This window comes from Streptomyces griseoruber (assembly GCF_001514205.1).
Classification (GTDB): Bacteria; Actinomycetota; Actinomycetes; order Streptomycetales; family Streptomycetaceae; genus Streptomyces; species Streptomyces griseoruber.
In genome coordinates this window covers 729,264-750,654 of record NZ_KQ948763.1, presented here as the reverse complement: position 1 = coordinate 750,654, position 21,391 = coordinate 729,264, and the positions used below count along the sequence as shown (strand labels likewise).

General features: G+C 70.2%; 13 protein-coding genes and 1 pseudogene. 7 read left to right on the top strand and 7 right to left on the bottom strand.

The features are described from left to right. Positions 1-581 (bottom strand): MFS transporter (locus tag AQJ64_RS03145; RefSeq protein WP_159060271.1); only part of this gene is annotated, 581 nt, incomplete at its 3' end. Between the two features lie 251 nt (positions 582-832). Here AQJ64_RS03145 and AQJ64_RS03140 point away from each other — a divergent pair. Continuing rightward, positions 833-1,126 (top strand): annotated as a pseudogene (locus AQJ64_RS03140) (4Fe-4S binding protein); the annotation flags it as partial. A gap of 7 nt (positions 1,127-1,133) precedes the next feature. Continuing rightward, entirely contained in the window at positions 1,134-1,982 is an 849-nt protein-coding gene (gene fdhD / locus AQJ64_RS03135; RefSeq protein ID WP_055633982.1) for a formate dehydrogenase accessory sulfurtransferase FdhD, read from the top strand. A 73-nt stretch (positions 1,983-2,055) separates the two neighbouring features. Here the strand turns inward: fdhD and AQJ64_RS03130 are convergent, their stop codons facing one another. Together AQJ64_RS03130 and AQJ64_RS03125 are read right to left on the bottom strand one after the other, a co-directional pair. Then, a complete protein-coding gene (locus tag AQJ64_RS03130; RefSeq protein ID WP_055633981.1) occupies positions 2,056-2,583 on the bottom strand; it encodes an isochorismatase family protein in 528 nt (175 codons plus the stop codon). 80 nt (positions 2,584-2,663) lie between these two features. Beyond that, on the bottom strand, positions 2,664-3,680 hold the full coding sequence (locus AQJ64_RS03125) for a bile acid:sodium symporter family protein (RefSeq protein ID WP_055633980.1): 1,017 nt from the start codon (positions 3,678-3,680) through the stop codon (positions 2,664-2,666). A 139-nt stretch (positions 3,681-3,819) separates the two neighbouring features. Between AQJ64_RS03125 and AQJ64_RS03120 the strand changes: the two genes are divergently transcribed. From AQJ64_RS03120 to AQJ64_RS03110, 3 genes are all read left to right on the top strand, one after another. Next, positions 3,820-4,737 carry a LysR substrate-binding domain-containing protein gene (locus AQJ64_RS03120; RefSeq protein WP_055633979.1) on the top strand — a complete coding sequence of 306 codons (918 nt, stop codon included), beginning with the start codon at positions 3,820-3,822 and terminating at the stop codon, positions 4,735-4,737. Between the two features lie 529 nt (positions 4,738-5,266). After that, positions 5,267-7,093, top strand: coding sequence for an AMP-dependent synthetase/ligase (locus AQJ64_RS03115; protein ID WP_059202386.1), 1,827 nt, complete (start codon positions 5,267-5,269; stop codon positions 7,091-7,093). Positions 7,094-7,265: 172 nt separating this feature from the next. Next, positions 7,266-8,102 (top strand): aldo/keto reductase, encoded by an 837-nt coding sequence (locus AQJ64_RS03110; protein ID WP_055636120.1) that lies wholly within the window; start codon positions 7,266-7,268, stop codon positions 8,100-8,102. A gap of 107 nt (positions 8,103-8,209) precedes the next feature. Here AQJ64_RS03110 and AQJ64_RS03105 read toward each other — a convergent pair whose 3' ends face one another. From AQJ64_RS03105 to AQJ64_RS03090, 4 genes are all read right to left on the bottom strand, one after another. Continuing rightward, entirely contained in the window at positions 8,210-10,849 is a 2,640-nt protein-coding gene (locus AQJ64_RS03105) for a hypothetical protein (RefSeq protein WP_157881032.1), read from the bottom strand. A 61-nt stretch (positions 10,850-10,910) separates the two neighbouring features. After that, positions 10,911-11,933, bottom strand: coding sequence for a class I SAM-dependent methyltransferase (locus AQJ64_RS03100; protein WP_079061462.1), 1,023 nt, complete (start codon positions 11,931-11,933; stop codon positions 10,911-10,913). A 164-nt stretch (positions 11,934-12,097) separates the two neighbouring features. After that, on the bottom strand, positions 12,098-13,828 hold the full coding sequence (locus tag AQJ64_RS03095) for a glycoside hydrolase family 6 protein (protein ID WP_059202385.1): 1,731 nt from the start codon (positions 13,826-13,828) through the stop codon (positions 12,098-12,100). Positions 13,829-13,894: 66 nt separating this feature from the next. Beyond that, positions 13,895-15,385: a cellulase family glycosylhydrolase gene (locus tag AQJ64_RS03090; RefSeq protein ID WP_211286458.1), complete on the bottom strand. Its 1,491-nt coding sequence runs from the start codon at positions 15,383-15,385 to the stop codon at positions 13,895-13,897. Between the two features lie 264 nt (positions 15,386-15,649). On the opposite strand from AQJ64_RS03090, the gene AQJ64_RS03085 reads away from it, so the two are divergent. Both AQJ64_RS03085 and AQJ64_RS03080 read left to right on the top strand, forming a co-directional pair. Next, positions 15,650-18,565, top strand: coding sequence for a glycoside hydrolase family 48 protein (locus tag AQJ64_RS03085; protein ID WP_055634297.1), 2,916 nt, complete (start codon positions 15,650-15,652; stop codon positions 18,563-18,565). Positions 18,566-18,708: 143 nt separating this feature from the next. After that, on the top strand, positions 18,709-21,381 hold the full coding sequence (locus tag AQJ64_RS03080; RefSeq protein ID WP_055634296.1) for a cellulose binding domain-containing protein: 2,673 nt from the start codon (positions 18,709-18,711) through the stop codon (positions 21,379-21,381). Positions 21,382-21,391 lie beyond the last annotated feature (10 nt).

The following is a 21,391-nucleotide window of genomic DNA, read 5'->3' as shown; positions in this document are numbered from 1 at the left end:
AACACGCCGAGGGTCATGAAGACTGCATACGATATTCCGTGGACAAGGAACGCGAGAGCGATCCCGGAATGGTCGGCGCCGAACGACTCCAGCATCTGCGCCGACCAGGGCGAGGCGATGAGCGCGCCGCCGCCGAAGCCCATGATGGCGATGCCGGTGGCCATGCCGGGCCGGTCGGGGAACCACTTGATCAGGGTGGACACGGGAGAGATGTAGCCGATGCCCAGGCCGATGCCGCCGACGAAGCCGTAGCCGAGGACGATCAGCCAGTACTGCTCGGTGGCGGCGCCGAGCGCGGAGATCAGGAAGCCCGAGGAGAAGCAGACCAGGGCGACCGTCATCGCCCAGCGCGGCCCGTTGCGCTCGACGAGCGTGCCGCCGAACGCGGCGGACAGGCCGAGCATGACGATGGCGAGCTGGAAGGGCAGTGCGCTCTGAGTGCCGCTGAGGCCGAGAGCGGACTCCAGTGGGGGCTTGAAGACGGACCAGGCGTAGGCCTGGCCGATGGAGAGGTGGACCGAGAGTGCGGCCGGGGGCACGAGCCAGCGGCTCCAGCCGGGCGGCGCGACAGGGGGACTCATGAATCCCGAACGGTAGGAAGGATCAAGGGCGTTGAGAAGGCGGCGCGTCGACCGTATGCGATGAACGGTATGCAGCCTGCGCCGAACGGTCGGACCGGCCGGTTTCCCCGTGCACGGTCGATGCCGCGCGGACCACTGCCTCCGCAACCACCATACTGTAGACAATATTCAGTCGACAGTGTTCGGGCAGTGCCTCGGTACCCTCGACCGAACGGAGCGCCCTCGGTAAGTGCATCCTCTGCAGGACGCCCCCGCTGACCGACTCGGCGTGTCTGTACTGCGGGAACTGCATCGAGGTGTGCCCGACGGGGGCGCTGTCGTTCGGGTCGGAGTACGACCGGCGGGAGGCGGGCCCCTGGGACGAGTCGGCGCGGACCCGGACGACGACGGTGTGCGCCTACTGCGGGGTGGGCTGCAATCTGACCCTCCACGTGCAGGACAATAAGATCGTGAAGGTCACCTCCCCGCACGACGACCCGGTGACCCACGGCAATCTCTGCATCAAGGGCCGCTTCGGCTACCAGCACGTACAGAACCGGGGCTGATCACCACATGGGACGAGTGACCGAACGACGCAAGGTGCTCCGCATACGCGACGGAGCGGTGTCCACCCGCCCGGACACCCTCGTCGCCGAGGAACCGATGGAGATCCGGCTGAACGGCAAGCCGCTCGCCATCACCATGCGCACGCCGGGCGACGACTTCGCGCTGGCGGCCGGATTCCTGGTCAGCGAGGGCGTGCTGGCCGACGTATCCGATCTGCAGAATATTGTCTACTGCGCCGGGGCGACCGCCGACGGCTCCAACACCTACAACGTGGTCGACGTGAAGACGGCCCCCGGTGTGACGCTCCCCGACATCACCCTCGAGCGGAACGTGTACACCACCTCGTCCTGCGGTCTGTGCGGCAAGGCCAGCCTGGACGCGGTGCGGACGACGACCCGCTGGCCGATCGCCGACACTCCCCCGGTCCGTGTCGACGCCGACCTGCTCGCGGCGCTCCCCGACCGGCTGCGCGCGGCCCAGCGGGTCTTCGACCGGACCGGGGGTCTGCACGCGGCGGCCCTGTTCAGCGAGGACGGCGAGCTGCTGGACGTACGCGAGGACGTGGGCCGGCACAACGCGGTCGACAAGCTCGTCGGGCGCGCCCTGCAGAACGGCGACCTGCCGCTGTCCCGCACGATCCTGCTGGTGTCGGGGCGGGCCTCCTTCGAGCTGGCGCAGAAGGCCGTGATGGCGGGCATCCCGGTGCTCGCGGCGGTCTCGGCACCGTCCTCGCTGGCCGTGGACCTGGCCGCGGAGACGGGGCTGACGCTGGTGGGCTTCCTGCGGGGCAGCTCCATGAACGTGTACGCGGGTGAGGACCGCATCGCCCTGCGGACCGCGTCCGCCCGCGGGTGACCCGGTCCCCCCACAGCACAGCGGCGAGGTCCCGAACGGCGGGGAGCGCCCCCTGCGCCGCGGGGGTCCCGCCTCAGTCCGCCGCCAGACGCAGCCGCGCCGCCCGTACGACCGTGCCCAGGCGCGGGAAGTCCAGCTTGACCGACGCCTCGTGCTCGGCCTCGGTGAGCGCGGCCATGGCGTCCTCGACGAAGACGAGGTCGTAGCCGAGGTCGCCGGCGGCGCGGGCGGTGGACTCGACGCCGAGGTTGGTGGCGATGCCGCCGAGCACGACGGTGGTGACGCCGCGGGCGCGCAGCGCCTCGTCCAGGCCGGTGCCCTGGAAGGCGCCGATCGTGCGCTTGACGATCTCCACGTCGCCCTCGGCGAGCAGCCCGTGGACGAGTCCGCTGCCGGGCGGCTGGTCGGCGACGCCGGGGCGTTCGACGCGGACGAGGACGACCGGGGCGCCGGCCGCGCGGAAGGCGTGCGCCAACTCCTCGGCGACGGACAGCACTTCGGTGCCCTTGCGGGGTTCCAGGGGCAGGGCGACGATCCGGTCCATCAGGTCGACGAGGACGAGGGCCGTGCGCGCGGGGACGAGCGTGAGAGGTGCGGTCATGACGGAACGTTATCCGTCATGAGCGTTCCGTGCCCGGTATCCGGATCAACAGGCCCGTACGGCGGTCGCGTTCGGGTGCCTCACACCGCCGCCGAAGCCCGCTGCTCGGCATCCGCCGACGGCTCCTCCAGCGGATCCTGTGCACGCCGCTTGGCGATCACCGCGCACACCATCAGCTGCATCTGGTGGAACAGCATCAGCGGCAGCACGGCGAGGGAGGCGTGCGCGCCGAACAGAACGCTCGCCATGGGCAGTCCGGAGGCGAGGGACTTCTTCGAGCCCGCGAACTGGATGGCGATCCGGTCCTCCCGGCCGAAGCGCAGCGCCTTGCCGCCGTACCAGGTCAGGGCGAGCATCACGGTGAGCAGCACGGCCTCGACGACGAGCAGCCCGCCGAGGCGCAGGGGGCTGACCTGGTGCCAGATGCCCTGGACCACGCCCTCGCTGAACGCGGTGTAGACGACCAGGAGGATCGAGCCGCGGTCGACCAGCCCGAGGACCTTCTTGTGCCGGGCGACGAAGGGGCCGATCCAGCGGCGCAACAGTTGTCCGGCGGCGAACGGCACCAGCAGTTGCAGCACGATCTCCACCAGCGAGTGGGCCGAGAAGCCTCCCCCGCCGGCACCGAGGAGCGCGGCCGCGAGCAGCGGGGTGACGACGATGCCGACCAGGGAGGAGAAGGAGCCGGCGCAGATCGCCGCAGGAACGTTCCCTCGGGCGATCGAGGTGAAGGCGATCGACGACTGGACGGTCGAGGGGACGAGGGTGAGGAAGAGCAGCCCCTGGTAGAGCGGCTGGGTGAGGAACACCGGCACCAGACCGCGGGCGGCGAGACCCAGCAGCGGGAAGACGACGAAGGTGCAGACGAGGACGGTGGTGTGCAGCCGCCAGTGCTTGAGGCCGTCGAGCGCCTCGCGGGTGGAGAGGCGGGCGCCGTACAGGAAGAAGAGGAAGGCGATGGCGGCCGTGGAAGCCCCGGAGGCCACGTCGGCGGCGGTGCCACGGGCCGGGAACAGCGCCGCGAGCCCGACCGTCCCGAGCAACAGCAGGATGTAGGGGTCGACCGGCATCCAACTCGGCCACTGCAGGCGTTTCACGGTGCTCCACGTACGTTCGATGGGGGTGCGTCGGGGCCGGAGGGCCCCTCTCCATCGTCCTCTTCCGGTCCGTGATCGGGAATCCGTCATACCGCTCTGACTGCGATCGCGGTATGCGATAACCAGTACAGTGCCGACTGTGTACGATCCCTCCCATCTGCGGACCTTCCTCGCGGTCGCGCAGACACTGAGCTTCACCCAGGCCGCGCGCCGGCTAGGGCTGCGTCAGTCCACCGTCAGCCAGCACGTACGGCGACTGGAGGACGCGACCGGGCGGTCGCTGTTCACCCGGGACACGCACTCCGTGGAACTCACCGAGGACGGCGAGGCGATGCTCGGCTTCGCGCGCCGGATCCTGGAGGTCCACGAGCAGGCAAGCGCTTTCTTCACGGGGACGCGACTGCGCGGCCGGCTCCGCTTCGGCGCCTCCGAGGACTTCGTCCTCACCCGGCTGCCGGAGATCCTGGAGGGCTTCCGCTACGACCACCCCGAGGTCGACCTCGAACTGACCGTGGAACTGTCCGGCACCCTCCACGAACACCTGGCCGCCGGAAAACTCGACCTGGTGCTCGCCAAGCGGCGCCCCGAGGACCCGCGCGGCGAACTGGTCTGGCACGACGACCTGGTGTGGATCGGCGCCGAACGGCTCCGCCTGGACCCCGAGCGCCCGGTGCCGCTCATCGTCTTCCCGCCGCCGGGCATCACCCGCGCCCTGGCCTTCGAGGCACTCGAACGGCAGGGGCGCGCCTGGCGCATCGTCTGCACCAGCGGCAGCCTCAACGGACTGATCGCCGCGGCCCGGGCCGGCCTCGGCGTGATGGCGCACTCCCGCGGCCTCGTCCCACCGGGCCTGGTCCGGGTCCCCGACCGGGCGGGACTCCCGGAACTCGGCCGCGTCGACTTCGTCCTGGTGCACGGACGGCGGCGCACATCGGCCCAGGGAGCGGCGGACGCGCTGGCGGCGGCGATCCTGGCGGGCGGGGACCGCCTGCAACGGCGGCCGACGGCAGGGGGCGGTCGACGCGGCGGTTCACGGGAAGGCGGGGAGGGCGGCTGAGGGGGAGAAGGGTGCATACACAACCCGCAGATCGCATACCGAACATCGCACACCGCACACCGCACACCGCACACCGCCTACTGCACGCCGCGTACCGCATATCGCATACCGGAGACGGCAGACGGCAGACGGCAGACGGCAGACGGCAGACGGCAGATCGCATACCGCGGTCCGCGGTCCGCGGTCCGCGGACCGGGATGGCACCGGCACACGCCTCGCGCATGACGGGCCCGGCAGAGTGACGGAATCAACCGCCGCGGCGCTGACCGAGGAGGAAGCGGCGCGTCGTCCGGGAGCCTCGAGGGAGGGGTCGGGCGGCGTAAGCGCTGCGGGCAGATTCGGTGGAGATCACGGCACCGAAACTTACTGAACCGTCAGTTTTCTGTCCGACCCTTCCCCATGTGAGCCCATTTTCCGGCACTGACCAGCGCAGACGAGAGCATCGCTCGCTTTCCGGCCCCTCCCGCCCCGCCCGAGGGTGGGGTAGCTTTCACGGCGCTGCGCGGCCTTGAGAAGCGGGGTGCTGGTTTTGCGCGAGTTCACCAACCCTCCGTTGGCGTTGGCGCCGCCGGTCGGCGGTCTGGCCGACGTCGTCTTCCAGCACGCCCAGGAGGACCCGCTCCATGTGGCGCTGGGCCGCAAGGACGAGCACGGCCGGTGGCGGGACGTGACGTCGGCCGAGTTCCGCGACGAGGTCCTCGCGCTCGCGAAGGGCCTGCTCGCGCGGGGTGTCCGGTTCGGCGACCGGGTCGCGATCATGTCCCGCACCCGCTACGAGTGGACGCTGTTCGACTACGCGCTGTGGACGATCGGCGCGCAGGTGGTGCCGGTGTATCCCACGTCGTCGGCGGAGCAGTGCTTCTGGATGCTGTACGACGCGGAGTGCACGGCCGCGGTGGTGGAGCACGAGGACCACGCGATGACGATCGCCACGGTCATCGACCGGCTGCCGCGGCTCGGACAGCTGTGGCAGCTGGACGAGGGGTGTGTGCAGGAGCTGTACGACGCGGGCGCCCCGGTGGAGGACGAGGTGGTGCACCGGCACCGGGAGGCGGTCACGCCGGACTCGGTCGCCACGGTGATCTACACGTCGGGCACCACCGGCCGCCCCAAGGGCTGTGTGATCTCGCACGGCAACTTCATGTTCGAGGCGGACACGGTCATCGAACGCTGGGAGCCGGTGTTCCACTCGCGCAAGGGCGACGAGGCGGCGACGCTGCTGTTCCTGCCGCTCGCGCATGTGTTCGGGCGGATGGTGCAGATCGCCGCGATCCGCGGCAAGGTCCGTTTCGGTCATCAGCCCCAGATGAACGCGGCGGCGCTGCTGCCGGACCTGGCCGCGTTCCGGCCGACCTTCTTCCTGGCCGTGCCGTACATCTTCGAGAAGGTGTTCAACGCGGCCCGCCGCAAGGCCGAACGGGAGGGCAGGTCGGGGCCGTTCGAGAAGGCGGTGGAGGTGGCGACGGCGTACGCGGAGGCGGTGGAGGCGAAGGCGTGGGGCACCGGGCCGGGTCCGTCGGCGGGGCTGCGGATGCAGCACCAGTTCTTCGACAAGGTCGTCTACGCGAAGGTGCGCGCGGCGATGGGCGGCCGGGTGCGGCACGCGATGTCGGGCGGTTCGGCGATGGACCGCCGGCTCGGGCTGTTCTTCGCGGGCGCGGGCGTGCAGGTCTACGAGGGGTACGGGCTGACCGAGACGGCGGCGGCCGCGACCGCCAACCCGCCCGGCCGCACCCGCTACGGCACGGTCGGGCAGCCCATCCCCGGGATGACCGTGCACATCGCGGACGACGGGGAGATCTGGCTGCGCGGCGACAACGTGTTCCAGGGCTACCTCAACAACCCCAAGGCGACCGACGAGACCCTGCACGACGGATGGCTGGCCACCGGCGACCTGGGCTCCCTCGACGAGGACGGCTATCTCACCATCACCGGCCGCAAGAAGGAGATCCTCGTCACCTCGGGCGGCAAGAGCGTCTCGCCGGGGCTGCTGGAGGAGCGGGTGCGCGACCATCCGCTGGTCGGTCAGTGCATCGTCGTCGGCAACGACCGGCCGTTCGTCGCCGCGCTGGTCACGCTGGACGCCGAGGCGGTGGAGCACTGGCTGCAGATGCGCGGCAAGCCGCAGATGACGCCCGCCGAGCTGGTGCGGGACGCGGATCTGGAGGCGGAGGTGCGCCGGTCGGTGGTGGCCGCGAACACGCTGGTCTCGCAGGCGGAGTCGATCCGCACCTTCCGCATCCTGGCCCAGCCGTTCACCGAGGAGCACGGGCTGCTCACGCCGTCGCTGAAACTGAAACGCAAGGCGATCGAGAACGCGTACGCGAACGAGGTCGACGCGCTGTACCGGACGTGAAGCCCTGGGGTCCGAATCCGGGGTCCGAATCCGGCATCGGGATTCGGGATCGGGATTCGGGATCGGGATTCGGGATTCGGGATTCGGGATTCGGGGTCAGGAATGCATCACGGCGTGTGATCGTTGACGATGGGAGTACGACTTTGACGGACAACCGAAGGATCGAGAGCTCGTGAGCAGCAAGGTCCCCCCGATCATCCTCAACAACGGCGTGGAGATGCCCCAGCTGGGCTTCGGCGTCTGGCAGGTGCCGGACGACGAGGCGGAGCGGGCGGTCTCCACCGCGTTGGAGGCCGGGTACCGCAGCATCGACACAGCGGCGATCTACGGCAACGAAGAGGGCACCGGCAAGGCGATCACCGCCTCCGGGGTGCCCCGCGAGGACATCTTCGTCACCACCAAGCTCTGGAACTCCGACCAGGGCTACGACGCGACCCTGCGCGCGTTCGACACCTCGCTCGACAAGCTGGGCCTGGAGTACGTCGACCTGTACCTCATCCACTGGCCGCTGCCGGCCCGGGACAAGTACGTCGACACGTACAAGGCGTTCGAGAAGCTGTACGCCGACGGCCGGGTCAAGGCGATCGGTGTCTCCAACTTCCCCGTCGAACAGCTGGAGCGGCTGACGGGCGAGACGGCGGTCGTCCCGGCGGTCAACCAGATCGAGCTGCACCCGCACCTCCAGCAGCACGCGCTGCGGGAGTTCCACGCGGAGCAGGGCATCGCCACCGAGGCCTGGTCGCCGCTGGGCCAGGGCAAGGGGCTGCTGGAGGTCCCGGCGATCGTCGCGATCGCCCAGAAGCACAACCGCACCCCGGCCCAGGTGGTGCTGCGCTGGCACCTCCAGATCGGCAACGTGGTGATCCCGAAGTCCGTGACGCCGTCGCGGATCAGGGAGAACATCGCGGTGTTCGACTTCAGCCTGGACACCGAGGACCTGGCGGCGATCAGCGCGCTGAACGAGGACCGGCGGATCGGTCCGGACCCGTCGACGTTCGACATCGGCTGAGCCCGGGATCGTCGTGGGTGAGGGGCGTGGCCGCCGGTCACGCCCCTCTCCTCTCGTCGTTCTCTTTTCCCTCGTCGTTCTCTTTTCCCTCGTCCTGGCCCGTTCTCTCACAGCCGGGCCTGTGTGACCGGGGCCGCGCCGTCCACCGACTCGGACAGGACGACGGGTACGGCGGTGGGCGGCGGTGCGATGAGCCTCGGACCGGTGCCGCCGCCGACGAGATCGCGGACGCACGCGTCGAACGCCGGGTCGGAGAAGTAGTCGGAGTGTCCCTTCGGGGGCTGGTAGCAGGTGTCGCCGGGCTGCTTGCACAGCTTCATCGGGTCGAGCAGTTGCCGGTCCCCGCGGCGTAGCGGGTCGCCCGGCCGCAGCGGGGCCGTATCCCGTACGACCCACCCGCCGATGGGGTCGCTGGCGCGGTACAGGTTGTACCAGCGCGTGTCCTTCGCGAGGCCGGGATCCTCCCCGGGGGCGGGCAGCTCCCCCTCCTCGTGCGCGAGGAGCTGCCCGAGGCGGTGTACGGCGCCGGCGTCGAAGTAGGCAGGGAAGAACCGCGCGTACAGCCCGGTCAGCGGGCAGCCGTAGGTCAGCAGGGCGGTGCGGACGCCGGCCGCGGTGTTCGCCTGCATCAGGACGGCCGCCCCGATCACGGAGCCCTGCGAGTGACAGGACAGCAGGACCCGGCCGCCCCGCGGAATCTGAGGCTCCTGGGGCTCAGGGTGCTCCCGGTGCTCCCGGTGCTCCCCGGTGGTACCGGTGAGGTGTTCCAGGCGGGTCAGCAGGTCGGGCACGGTCCGCTCGGCGTAGCAGGGCGGGGCGAAGGGGTGGGTGGCGCGCGGCCAGAAGGTGCCGACGTCCCAGAGGATGCCGACCGTGCGCCGGAAGCTTTCGTTGCGGTAGGCCTGGCGTCCGGCCCAGAGCAGTCCGGCGACCAGGCCGGTCAGGACGAGGTTGGCGGCGGTGGTCAGCCAGCGGGAGCCGTCGGTGACGAGCCGGGTGCCGAGGGCCAGGTCCAGGGCGACTCCGGCCGCCACGATCACGGCGGCGGCGAGCAGCAACAGGCCGAGAGCGCTCTCGGCGGCGGGGCCGAGCCCCCGCGCACGGGCCCACACGCCGGCGATGTGCCGGCGCCGCCCCCGCGGTGCGGTGCGGACGTCGCCGGGAGGGTAGAACGCCTCGACGTGGTGCAGCTGCTCCGCGCGGCCGCGGCGCATTCCCGCCCAGGCGCGGGCGGCGAGAAGCAGCGCCACGACGACGAGGGCGAGTGCGCACACCGCCGCCCAGAAGTAGACGATCGACACCACCAGGGGCCGCTGATCGCCGGTGGAGTGTCCGGGGACCGTGGGGGCGCCCAGCATCTCCGCCACGCGCAGGGTGACGCCGGCGGCGAGGGCGGTCGCCAGCAGGGTGGCGAGGAGGGCGACCCCGGCCATGCTCATGCCGCCCCAGGCCGGGCGGGGGAAACCGGGGTTGCCGAGGACGTCGCGATCGGCCGGTGTCGTCCTCGCCGTGCCCCGTACGACGTGGGAGGCGGCGAGGAGCACCAGCAGGGCGCCCTGTGCGATGAGCAGCCAGCGCACCGCGCCGGTCTGCCAGGGCAGCGCGGTCGTCCCGGCCGTGGTGTCCGTGGGGCCGGCGTTCGCCGCGCCCCAGCAGGCCACGGCGAGGGCACACGCCACGAGCGCGGCCACGAGCCAGGGCAGGATGCGGTAAAGATCGCCGTCGTCGTCCGTGCGGGGCGCGTCCTGCCCGGGCCGGTCCCGGTCCTTCACCAACGGCACCCAGGCCACCACCAGCGCGACGACGAGGAGCAGGGCGAGCAGCAGGAGGTTGCGGACGACGGCCGCCGCCGGGTGCCAGGTGCCGCCGTGGGACAGGGTGGTGAGATCCGCGCCGGGCAGCAGTGGCGCGAGCAGCAGGACGCCCACGAGGGCGAGGGCGCCGGCGACGTGCAGGGCGCGCAGCTTGCGCACGGGTCCGCGGCCGTTCCACAGCCGGCGGTCCTCCAGCGGCAGTCGGACGTCCGCCACGCGGTCGACCTGCGGGACCTGTTGGGCCTCCATGGTGGCCCAGGTCCTGCGGGCCGTCCACCACAGCAGCCCGACGAGGGCGAGCGGCACGATCGAGGCGACGGCGAGGTGCCGGCCGGTGGAGTCGAGCCAGCCGTAGTGCAGCCAGTTCAGCCAGAACCCGCCGCTGGAGCAGGTGGGTTGGGACGGGCCGGTGTGCGCTCCGCACTGCCAGGCGACCAGGTCCATCGACACGGAGGTGGCGGCCAGGACGTAGGTGCCGGTGAGGGAGAGTGCGAGGAGCCGCTGGACGGCGTTGCGTTCCGGCACGACCCGGGTGTGGCCGCCGACGACGCGGTGTCCCGGGTCCATGTAGTAGGCGAGGTTCAGGAACATGAAGGGCAGCAGGAGCAGCCACAGGGCACGGGAGTTGTCGCCCGAGGTGAGCTTCCCCCAGGCGTATCCCTCGCGGCGGAAGTCCGGCCTGTCGGGGGCGCCGCGGGCGCACTCCCAGATCCGCCGGTAGAAGCCGGCGAGGCGGTCGCCCGCCACCAACGCGACCGCGGGGTGGCAGAGTTCGGTCTCCGGCGGCGTCCCCGACACCCCGTGGACGCGCAACTCGGTCCAGCCGCTGATGTCCTGACTGACGTAACGGTCCATGACGGCCCCCGTCTCCCCCGCACGGACCGCGTCCGGGATGCCGCGAGCGGAACCGCACTCCCATCGTACCGCCGACATGTGACCCAGGTCACCATGGACGACGGAGGGGAGGTGGGCGTGCGGGGGCTCGCCGTCGGGGCTACGCGGGCTTCACCGCCGTATGCACGGTGTGTGCGGCCAGCACGAACACGTCGGACCTGCGCCGCACGCCGGCCGGGTCGGCGGGGTCGAGGAGGCGGTCCAGTACGGCGCGGTCCTCGGGGTCGAGGATGTCGGCGTAGACCTCGCGGAGCCGGCCCAGCGAGTCGGTGACGTAGGCGCGGGCCCGGTCGGAGGCGGGGGCGGGCAGGTCGAGCAGGAAGCTGCGGCTGCGGGTGTGCTTCAGGCCGGCGGAGCCGAGCAGGGCCGGCCAGTCCTCGGTCACCTCGACGGAGCCGGGCAGATCGGCCCGCATCTGCGCGAACCACTCCTCCTGGAGCGCGTCGAGCCGCGCCTCCAGGCCGGGGCGGCCGATGCCGATGTCGCGTGGCAGGAACCGGCTCGGCAGACCCCCCTCCATGATCGCCAGCGTGCCGCCGGGCGCGAGCCGCTGGGCGAAGGTGGTGAGGGCGGCGCGCTGGTCGCCCAGGTGGTGCAGACTGCGGCCCGCCCACAGCAAGTCGGCGGGGTAGTCCAACTCGTCCAGGGCGCCGGGGAGTTCACCGGCGAGGGTGCCGAAGCGGTCGGCGTAGCCGAGCCGGGCGGCGCGCTCGCCGGCCTGCTCCAGCAGCGGCTCGGAGCCGTCGACCGCGAGGACGCGGGCGCCGGGGAAGGTCTCGGCGAACAGCCCCGAGACGACGCCCGGACCACTGCCCAGGTCGACGATCAGGCCCGGCTCGGTCACCTCCTTGGCGAGCCAGGCCAGGGCCCGCTCGTACAGCGGCGTGAACAGTTCCGCCTGGGCCACGAGGTGCGGGGCCATCTCCGCCCAGTCGATGTCGGTGTGGTGGCCGTGCCCGTGACGGTGCCGGTGACCGCCCTGCCCGTGTGCGCCGTGCCGGCACTCGCCCTGCTGGTGTTCGCCGTGCCCGTGCTCGCCGTGCTTGTGTTCGCCGTGCTTGTCTTCGCGGTGCTTGTCTTCGCCGTGCTTGTCTTCGCCGTGCCCGTGCGGGTGGTGCGCCATGGTGGTCAGCCTCTCGTCGGTGTGTCGCAAGAGTGCTCCGACGCACCGCGCGAGGGCCATGATTGTTGCCGGGACGGCAAAAATTTCGCTCCTCCGGTCCCGGAATCCGCCGCGTCCGGCCGCTCCCCGAGTGCGGGAGCGGCCGGACGGGACCGCGCCGGTTCCTACAGCGGCGGGTAGGCGTTCTGCATCAGCTGCTGGAACTGGGCCGAGAACCAGTGCCCGGACAGCGGAGCGTTGGCCAGGGCCCCCGACATGCTGTTCCCGTTGCGGGCGTTGCCCGTGTACGTCGGGTCGCACATGCGGTCGAAGCCCTTGCCCTCGTCGTTGGCGATGGCGGAGCTGGAGCCGTCGGACTCACCCGGCGGCTTCATCCACACGTACGCGTCGATCCCGGCGGCCGGTGCGGCCTGCGGGCGCTCGCCGAGGCCGGCGCCGGACTGGTTGCACCAGTTGCCGATGTGGATACGGCGGTCGTAGCGGCCCCCGTTGACATACGTGTCGACGCTGGTCGTGGCACCCGGGCCGGTCGGGCGTGCGGTGCCGCCCCAGCCGTTGCGGGAGGTGTCGATCAGCATGCCGATGCCCGACCGGAAGCCGGTGGACACCAGCTGGGTGCGGAAGGCCTGCGCGTACGACAGCTCGTCGACGTACCGGTTCCAGTCCACCCACTTCGACTGGCGTACGGAGGTGCCGTTGACGCTGTCGTTGATGGTGAAGTTGTTCTCCTTCAGGGCGCTGTAGTTCGCCGTGTTGGTGATGAAGCCGTGCACGTCGTCCACGGTCGCCCCTTCCGCGGTGGCGGCCTGGTAGAACAGCTGGGCGGACGGGGCGAAGTTGTCGTCCCAGCCGAGCCAGCCGTGGTGGCCGGCGTCGATGTAGTTGTAGACGTTGGGGATCGCGCCGAGCTTGTTCAGCGCGTAGCCGACGCCCTTCACGTAGTTGCCGTTGGCCTTCATCGTGTCGCAGGCCGCGGTGGCGGTGGGCCGGCTGCCGGTGTTGGTGACCAGGTTGGGCAGCGAGTCGATCTCGATGGTGGTGACGATCCGCAGCGAGGCGTACTTGCTGTCCGCGAGGATCGCCGCGATCGGGTCGATGAACTGCGTCTTGTACTTGTCGATCTCCGTCGGGCCGAGCTCGCCGTTGGAGGCGAGGGCGGCGCAGTCACGGCCGGGCAGGTCGTAGACGACCAGCTGGACGACCTCCTCGCCGCTGCCCTTCTGGGCGAGGGCCGCGTCCAGGTGGGCGCGCAGGCCCATGCTGGTGCTGGTGCCGTTGATCGCGGCGATGCGGTCGAGCCAGACGCCGGTGGGCTGGTTGGAGATGCGGGAGCCGCCCGTCTCGGCGGCCGCCTTCGCCGACCACTCCGGGTTCACGTACACCTTGGCGCCCGCGTAGGGGTTGTCGACCTTGGTGGACGGGGTGCCCGGGTCGGTGGGGGTACCGGGATCGGTGGGGGTGGGGGTGCCGCCGCCGCTGTCGACGTTGCAGGTGACTCCGTCGAGCGTGAACGAGGCCGGGACCGCGTTGCTGCCGCTGTAGGAGCCCTGGAAGCCGAAGCTGACCGAACCGCCGTTCGGCAGCGTCCCGTTGTAGGTCTCGTTGTTCGCGGTGACGGCCGTACCGGACTGGGTGATCTTCGCGTTCCAGCCGTTGGTGATCTTCTGGTTCCCGGCGTACGCCCACTTCACCGACCAACTGGTCTTCGCGGCCGAGTTGTTGGTCACGGTGACGTTGGCGGTGAAGCCGGTGTCCCACTGGTTCTGCACGGTGTAGGCCACGGTGCAGGGGATGGCGGCGATGCCCGGATCGCCCGGGACCACCGCGAGTGCCGTCCCGGAGGCGCCGGCGACCAGCGCCAGCGCGGCGAGCATCGCTGTTCTGCTACGGCTCATGAGTGCGGGTTTCCTTGTCCGTCGCGGGTGTTGTCCGTTCCTGACGTCCCTTGCTGCTGATGGCGCCTATCCGTCGAGGGCGCGCAGGTGGTCGCGCAGCCCGGTGCCGTACGCGGTGGGGGTCCCGTCGTAGCTGGAGATCAGCGACGGGCCCGAGGAGCAGTCCCAGGTGTTCCAGGTCCAGCCCAGGTACGACAGGTCACGGTCGTCGAACCACTTCATGACCTGGTCGACGAACGCGTGCGAGCAGGTGTTCTCCCCGATCTCGCCCGCCACGAGCGGCACCTGGGCGGCGACGGGGGCGAGCGTGGAGTTCCAGCAGCTCTCGCTCGCGCAGGAGTTGAAGTTGTAGACGTGGTAGGCGGCGGCGAGATTGCCGGCCGGGTCGGTGGGCTTGTACGTCAGCCACTGGCTGAGGTCGTTGGAGTAGGCGAGGCCGCCGGCGAGGATCACGTTGCGGGCGCCGGTCGACCGTATGGAATCGACGAGATCCTGCATACCGGCGACCTCGTACCCGATGCCGGGGCAGGTGCCGCCGTCCCGCCAGCACTGCCAGGCCTGGGTGGTCGTGGAGGTCGCGCGGTCCGGGTAGGGCTCGTTGAACAGGTCGAACACGACCGCCTGGTCGCTCTTGAAGGTGTTCGCGACCGACGTCCAGAACGCGGGGGTGTACTGCATGTCGGGCATCGGCTTCTGGCAACTGGCGTGCACGTCCGCGCAGCCGGCCGAGTTGCCGGTGTACTGGCCGTAGGTCCAGTGCAGTTCGACGACCGGGGTCATGCCGTGCGCCTTGACGCGGGCCACCAGGTCCTTGACGGCGTTGATGTAGTTCGCGCCGCCGTAGGCGGAGTTGATGTTCGACAGGCCGAGCCAGCACTCCTCGTTGAGCGGGATGCGGACCGTGTTCGCGTGCCAGTCGGCGATCGCCTGGACGGCCGTGTCGTCGACCGGTCCGTCCCAGATGCCGCGGCCCTGGACGCACATGAACTCGCCGCCGGACCGGTTCACGCCGAGCAGCCGGCGGGTGCGGCCGTCGGCGTCCACGAGCTTGTTGCCGGAGACGTGCAGCCGGGGTGGTGCGTCACCGGTGCCGGGCGGGGTGGTGGCCGTCGCGGTGGGGGTCGGCGTCGGGGTGGAGCCGCCGTCGACGTTGCAGGGGGTGCCGTTGAGCCGGAACGTCGTCGGCACGGCGTTCGTCGCGCCCTTCGACGCGATGAAGCCCGCGTCGACGCTCACGCCGGTGCCGAGCGAACCGTTCCAGCTCTCGTTGGCCGCGGTGACGGCCGTACCCGACTGGGACCACTTGGCGCTCCAGCCCTGGGTGACCTTCTGCCCGTTCGCGAAGTCGAAGGTCAGGGTCCAACTGCTCACGGCGGCCGCGTTGTTGGTGATCCGCACCGCGCCCTGGAAGCCGGCGTCCCACTGGCCGGTGACGGAGTACTCCACCGTGCACGCGGGCGTGGCTCCCTGCGCCGTCATGACCGGCAGGGTCACGCCCGTCCCGAGGGCGACCGTGCCGGCGACGGCTAAAAGGATTGAACGAGGGGGGTGTCGCATGAGCGACTCCTTGCAGCTCAGCGCGTCGTGACGGACGCGTCGACTGATGGAATCGCTCCCACTGGTGTTTCGAAGCTAGCGCCAAGCGCTGGCAAAGAACAGGGGAGACGCTGACTTTCCCTCAACTTCTCGCGTCGAATGTTTTCGACTCTTCAAGCACCTTGACCGCCTTCACCCCTTTCCCCACTATGGGAGCGCTCCCACTGGTTCAGGGCTTGTTGCTCCTCCCCCCACCGCTTAGAGCCGCAAGGAGGAACCGGAACCATGGATCCCGTACGCAGACGTCGCCCGACGCGGCGCCTGTGGACCGCCGTAGTCGCGGCCCTCGCGCTTCCCTTCGCCATGCTGAGCACGCTCCCGACGCCCGCCCAGGCGGCGGCGCTCCAGTGCAGCGTGGACTACAAGACCAACGACTGGGGCTCCGGCTTCACCGCCGACCTCACCCTCACCAACCGCGGCAGCGATCCCATCAGCGGCTGGACCCTGACGTACGCCTACACGGGCAACCAGAAGCTGACGAACGGCTGGAACGGCACCTGGTCGCAGTCCGGCCAGCAGATCACGGTGAACAACGCCACCTACAACGGGACCATCGCGGCGGGCGCCGCGGTGAGCACGGGCGCGCAGTTCACCTACAGCGGCACCAACACCGCGCCCGCCGCCTTCGCGATCAACGGCACCACCTGCACCGGTGCGCACCAGCCGCCGGTCACCGTGCTGACCAGCCCCGCGGCGGGCGCCGTCTACACCCAGGGCAACGCGGTGCCGCTCGCGGCGACCGCCGCGGCCGCCGACAACGCGACCGTCACCAAGGTCGAGTTCTACGACGACACGACCCTGCTGGGCACGGACACGACCGCGCCGTACACGCTGTCGGCCTCCGGGTTGTCGGTGGGCAGTCACTCACTGGTGGCGAAGGCCTACGACAGTCTGGGCGCGTCGGGCTCGTCGACGCCGGTCGGCATCACGGTCGCCTCGGGACCGGCCGTGGTCGCCTCCACCAACCAGCTGGCGGTGCAGCAGGGCAAGACCGGCACCTACGAGGTGAAGCTGTCGACCCAGCCGTCGGCCGGTGTGACCGTCACGACCGCCCGGGTCAGCGGCAACACGGGTCTGACGGTGACCGGGGGCGCCTCGCTCACCTTCACCCCGTCGAACTGGAGCACCGCCCAGAAGGTGACCGTCACCGCGAACGCCTCCGGCACCGGCGCGGCCGTCTTCGAGTCGACGGCCACCGGACACGCGAAGGCGTCGGTCACGGTCACCGAGATCGCCGGCAGCAAGGTGTACGACGCGCGGTTCCTGGACCTCTACGGCAAGATCACCAACCCGGCGAACGGCTACTTCTCCCCCGAGGGCATCCCTTACCACTCCGTGGAGACGCTGATCGTCGAGGCGCCGGACCAGGGCCACGAGACCACGTCCGAGGCCTACAGCTACCTTCTCTGGCTGCAGGCCATGTACGGCAAGATCACCGGCGACTGGACCAAGTTCAACGGCGCGTGGGACATCATGGAGAAGTACATGATCCCCACCCACGCCGACCAGCCGACGAACTCCTTCTACAACGCGTCGAAACCGGCGACGTACGCGCCGGAGCTGGACACGCCGAACGAGTATCCGGCGAGGCTGGACACGGGTGTGTCGGTGGGATCGGATCCGATAGCCGGTGAACTGAAGACCGCATACAGTACGGACGACGTCTACGGTATGCACTGGCTGCAGGACGTCGACAACGTCTACGGCTACGGCAACGAGCCCGGCAAGTGCGAGGCGGGCCCGACCGCGACCGGACCGTCGTACATCAACACCTTCCAGCGCGGTGCGCAGGAGTCGGTGTGGGAGACGGTTCCGCAGCCGACCTGCGACGCCTTCAAGTACGGCGGCACGAACGGGTATCTGGACCTGTTCACCGGCGACTCGTCCTACGCCAAGCAGTGGAAGTACACCAATGCCCCGGACGCCGACGCGCGGGCGGTGCAGGCGGCGTACTGGGCGGACGTCTGGGCGACCGCGCAGGGCAAGGGCGGTGACGTTTCGGCGACCGTCGGCAAGGCCGCGAAGATGGGCGACTATCTGCGGTATGCGATGTACGACAAGTACTTCAAGAAGATCGGCAACTGTGTCGGTCCGACCGCGTGCGCGGCCGGCACCGGCAAGGACGCCTCGCACTATCTGCTGTCCTGGTACTACGCCTGGGGCGGCGCCACGGACACCAGCGCCGGCTGGGCCTGGCGCATCGGCTCCAGCCACACCCACGGCGGCTACCAGAACCCCCTGGCCGCCTACGCGCTGAGCAGTTACGCCGACCTCAAGCCCAAGTCGGCGACGGGGCAGTCGGACTGGGCCAAGTCCCTCACCCGGCAGATGGAGTTCTACCGCTGGCTGCAGTCCAGCGAGGGCGCCATCGCGGGCGGTGCGACCAACAGCTGGGCCGGCCGTTACGCCACTCCCCCGTCCGGCACGTCGACCTTCTACGGCATGTACTACGACCAGCAGCCCGTCTACCACGACCCGCCGTCCAACCAGTGGTTCGGGTTCCAGGCCTGGTCGATGGAGCGGGTCGCCGAGTACTACCAGCAGACGGGGAACACGGCCGCCAGGACGGTCCTCGACAAGTGGGTCGACTGGGCGCTGTCCAAGACCACGATCAACCCGGACGGCACCTTCCTGATCCCCTCCACCCTCCAGTGGTCGGGCCAGCCCGACACCTGGAACGCCTCGAGTCCCGGTGCCAACACGGGACTTCACGTCACCGTCGCCGACTACACCAACGACGTCGGCGTGGCCGCCGCGTACGCCAAGACCCTGACGTACTACGCCGCCAGGTCCGGTGACACGGAGGCGAAGACGACCGCCAAGGCGCTCCTGGACGGCATGTGGACCAACTACCAGGACGCCCTCGGCATCGCGGTCCCCGAGACCCGCGCCGACTACAACCGCTTCGACGACGGCGTGTACGTCCCGAGCGGCTGGAGCGGGAAGATGCCGAACGGCGACACGATCAGCTCCTCCTCGACCTTCACCTCGCTGCGTTCCTTCTACAAGAACGACCCGGCGTGGTCGAAGATCGAGAGCTATCTCGCGGGCGGTGCCGCGCCCGTGTTCACGTACCACCGGTTCTGGGCCCAGGCCGACATCGCCCTGGCCATGGGCTCGTACGCGGAGCTCCTCGAATAAGTCCCCGCTAACGCTCCGCGTACCGCGCCGGGCGGCCCCTTCCCGCATGGGGGCCGCCCGGTAGTGGCGCATCCCGCACCCGGCACGTCGTACTTCCCGCACCTCCCCCCGCACACATGGCTTCGCGAGGAAGGACCCCCACCGTGCGAAGAAAGCGCATTCTGACGGCTGTGCTGGTGCTCGCCGCCGGCCTGCTCGCCGGCGGCCCGCCCGCACTGGCCGCCGGCCCCACCCCCGAGGCGACGCTGGCCGCAGAGTCGTACACGTGGAAGAACGCCCGGATCGACGGCGGCGGCTTCGTCCCGGGCATCGTCTTCAACCGCAAGGAGAAGAACCTCGCGTACGCCCGCACCGACATCGGCGGCGCCTACCGCTGGCAGGAGTCCGGCAAGACCTGGACGCCGCTGCTGGACTCGGTCGGCTGGGCGGACTGGGGGCACACCGGCGTGGTGAGCCTGGCCTCCGACGCGGTCGACCCGAACAAGGTGTACGCGGCGGTCGGCACGTACACCAACAGCTGGGACCCGGGCAACGGCGCCGTCCTGCGGTCCGGGGACCGGGGCGCCAGCTGGCAGAAGACGGATCTCCCCTTCAAGCTGGGCGGGAACATGCCCGGCCGGGGCATGGGTGAGCGGCTCGCCGTCGACCCGAACCGGAACAGCGTGCTGTACCTCGGCGCGCCGAGCGGCAAGGGGCTGTGGCGGTCGACGGACTCGGGGGTCACCTGGTCGCAGGTGAGCAACTTCCCCAATGTCGGCACCTACGTACAGGATCCCAGCGACACCAGCGGGTACGCCAGCGACAACCAGGGGATCGTCTGGGTCACCTTCGACGAGTCGACGGGCACGTCCGGTACGGCGACGAAGACGATCTACGTCGGGGTCGCGGACAAGGACAACGCGGTGTACCGGTCGACGGACGCGGGGGCGACCTGGTCGCGGCTGGCCGGGCAGCCGACGGGCTATCTGGCGCACAAGGGTGTACTGGATACCGTCAACGGCTATCTGTACATCGCATACAGCGACAAGGGCGGTCCGTACGACGGCGGCAAGGGCCGGCTGATGCGGTACGCGACGGCGACCGGGACCTGGACGGACATCAGCCCGGTGGCGGAGGCCGACACCTACTACGGTTTCAGCGGGCTGACGGTCGACCGGCAGAAACCCGGCACCGTGATGGCGACCGCATACAGTTCCTGGTGGCCCGACACCCAGATCTTCCGCTCCACGGACAGCGGCGGGACCTGGACGAAGGCATGGGACTACACCTCGTATCCCAACCGTGCGAACCGGTTCACGATGGATGTCTCCTCGTCGCCGTGGCTGACCTGGGGCGCGAACCCGTCGCCGCCGGAGCAGGCGCCCAAACTCGGCTGGATGACCGAGGCGTTGGAGATCGACCCGTTCAACTCCGCCCGCATGATGTACGGGACGGGCGCGACGGTCTACGGCACGGAGAACCTCACCAACTGGGACAGCGGCGGCCAGTTCACCGTCAAGCCGATGGTGCAGGGGCTGGAGGAGACGGCGGTCAACGACCTGGCCTCTCCCCCGACCGGCGCGCCGCTGCTCAGCGCACTCGGTGACGTCGGCGGTTTCCGGCACACGGATCTGACGAAGGTGCCGTCGATGATGTTCACCTCGCCGAACTTCACGACGACGACCAGTCTGGACTTCGCGGAGACCAGCCCGAACACGGTGGTCCGGGTCGGCGATCTGGACTCGGGCCCGCATGTGGCGTTCTCGACGGACAACGGGGCCAACTGGTTCGCCGGGACGGATCCTTCGGGGGTGAGCGGCGGCGGGACGGTGGCCGCGGCGGCGGACGGCAGCCGGTTCGTGTGGAGTCCGGCGGGCACCGGGGTGCAGTACACAACCGGTTTCGGTACGTCGTGGCAGGCGTCGAGCGGGATCCCCTCCGGTGCGATCGTCGAGTCGGACCGGGTCGCCCCCAAGACCTTCTACGGCTTCAAGTCCGGCAAGTTATACGTCAGTTCGGACGGCGGGGCGACCTTCACCGCGTCGTCGGCGACGGGCCTGCCCAGCGGGGACAGCGTGCGTTTCAAGGCGCTTCCCGGTACGAAGGGCGACGTGTGGCTGGCCGGCGGGGCAAGCGACGGGGCGTACGGGCTGTGGCACTCCACCGATTCCGGCGCGACGTTCACCAAGCTGTCGGGGGTCGAGCAGGCCGACACCATCGGCTTCGGGAAGGCGGCGACCGGTGCCTCGTACCAGACGCTCTACACCAGCGCGAAGATCGCCGGTGTGCGCGGGATCTTCCGTTCGACCGACAAGGGCGTGACCTGGACCCGCATCAACGACGATGCCCACCAGTGGGGTTGGACGGGCGCCGCGATCACCGGTGACCCGCGTGTCTACGGTCGGGTGTACGTGTCGACGAACGGCCGGGGAGTCATCTACGGCGACACCTCCGACCCGAGCGGCGGCGGAAGCGGGGGCGGCGACGGTGGCGGCGGTACGGATCCCACCCCAACCGGGGCCTGTGCGGTGACGTACACGATCACCAACCAGTGGTCCGGCGGCTTCCAGGCGGACGTGAAACTCGCCAACACGGGCACGAGCGCGTGGTCCGGCTGGAGCCTCAACTGGTCTTTCCCCAACGGCCAGACGGTCTCCCAGCTCTGGAACGCCGACTACACCCAGTCCGGTACGGCGGTGACCGCGAAGAACGTCACCTGGAACGCCAACGTGGCGGCGGGCGCCTCCGTGAGCTTCGGCTTCACGGGCAGCTGGACGGGCTCGAACGGCAAACCGACGGCGTTCAAGCTGGGTGATCAGAGCTGCACGGTGGTGTGAGCCCGGCACC

What these genes read in the sequence shown, in the direction of transcription:
- AQJ64_RS03105 (WP_157881032.1), bottom strand. Translation starts at nt 10,849, where the DNA reads ATGTCGGCGGTACGATGGGAGTGCGGTTCCGCTCGCGGCATCCCGGAC.
- AQJ64_RS03090 (WP_211286458.1), bottom strand. Translation starts at nt 15,385, where the DNA reads ATGCGACACCCCCCTCGTTCAATCCTTTTAGCCGTCGCCGGCACGGTC.
- AQJ64_RS03100 (WP_079061462.1), bottom strand. Translation starts at nt 11,933, where the DNA reads ATGGCGCACCACCCGCACGGGCACGGCGAAGACAAGCACGGCGAAGAC.
- AQJ64_RS03130 (WP_055633981.1), bottom strand. Translation starts at nt 2,583, where the DNA reads ATGACCGCACCTCTCACGCTCGTCCCCGCGCGCACGGCCCTCGTCCTC.
- AQJ64_RS03095 (WP_059202385.1), bottom strand. Translation starts at nt 13,828, where the DNA reads ATGAGCCGTAGCAGAACAGCGATGCTCGCCGCGCTGGCGCTGGTCGCC.
- fdhD (WP_055633982.1), top strand. Translation starts at nt 1,134, where the DNA reads ATGGGACGAGTGACCGAACGACGCAAGGTGCTCCGCATACGCGACGGA.
- AQJ64_RS03085 (WP_055634297.1), top strand. Translation starts at nt 15,650, where the DNA reads ATGGATCCCGTACGCAGACGTCGCCCGACGCGGCGCCTGTGGACCGCC.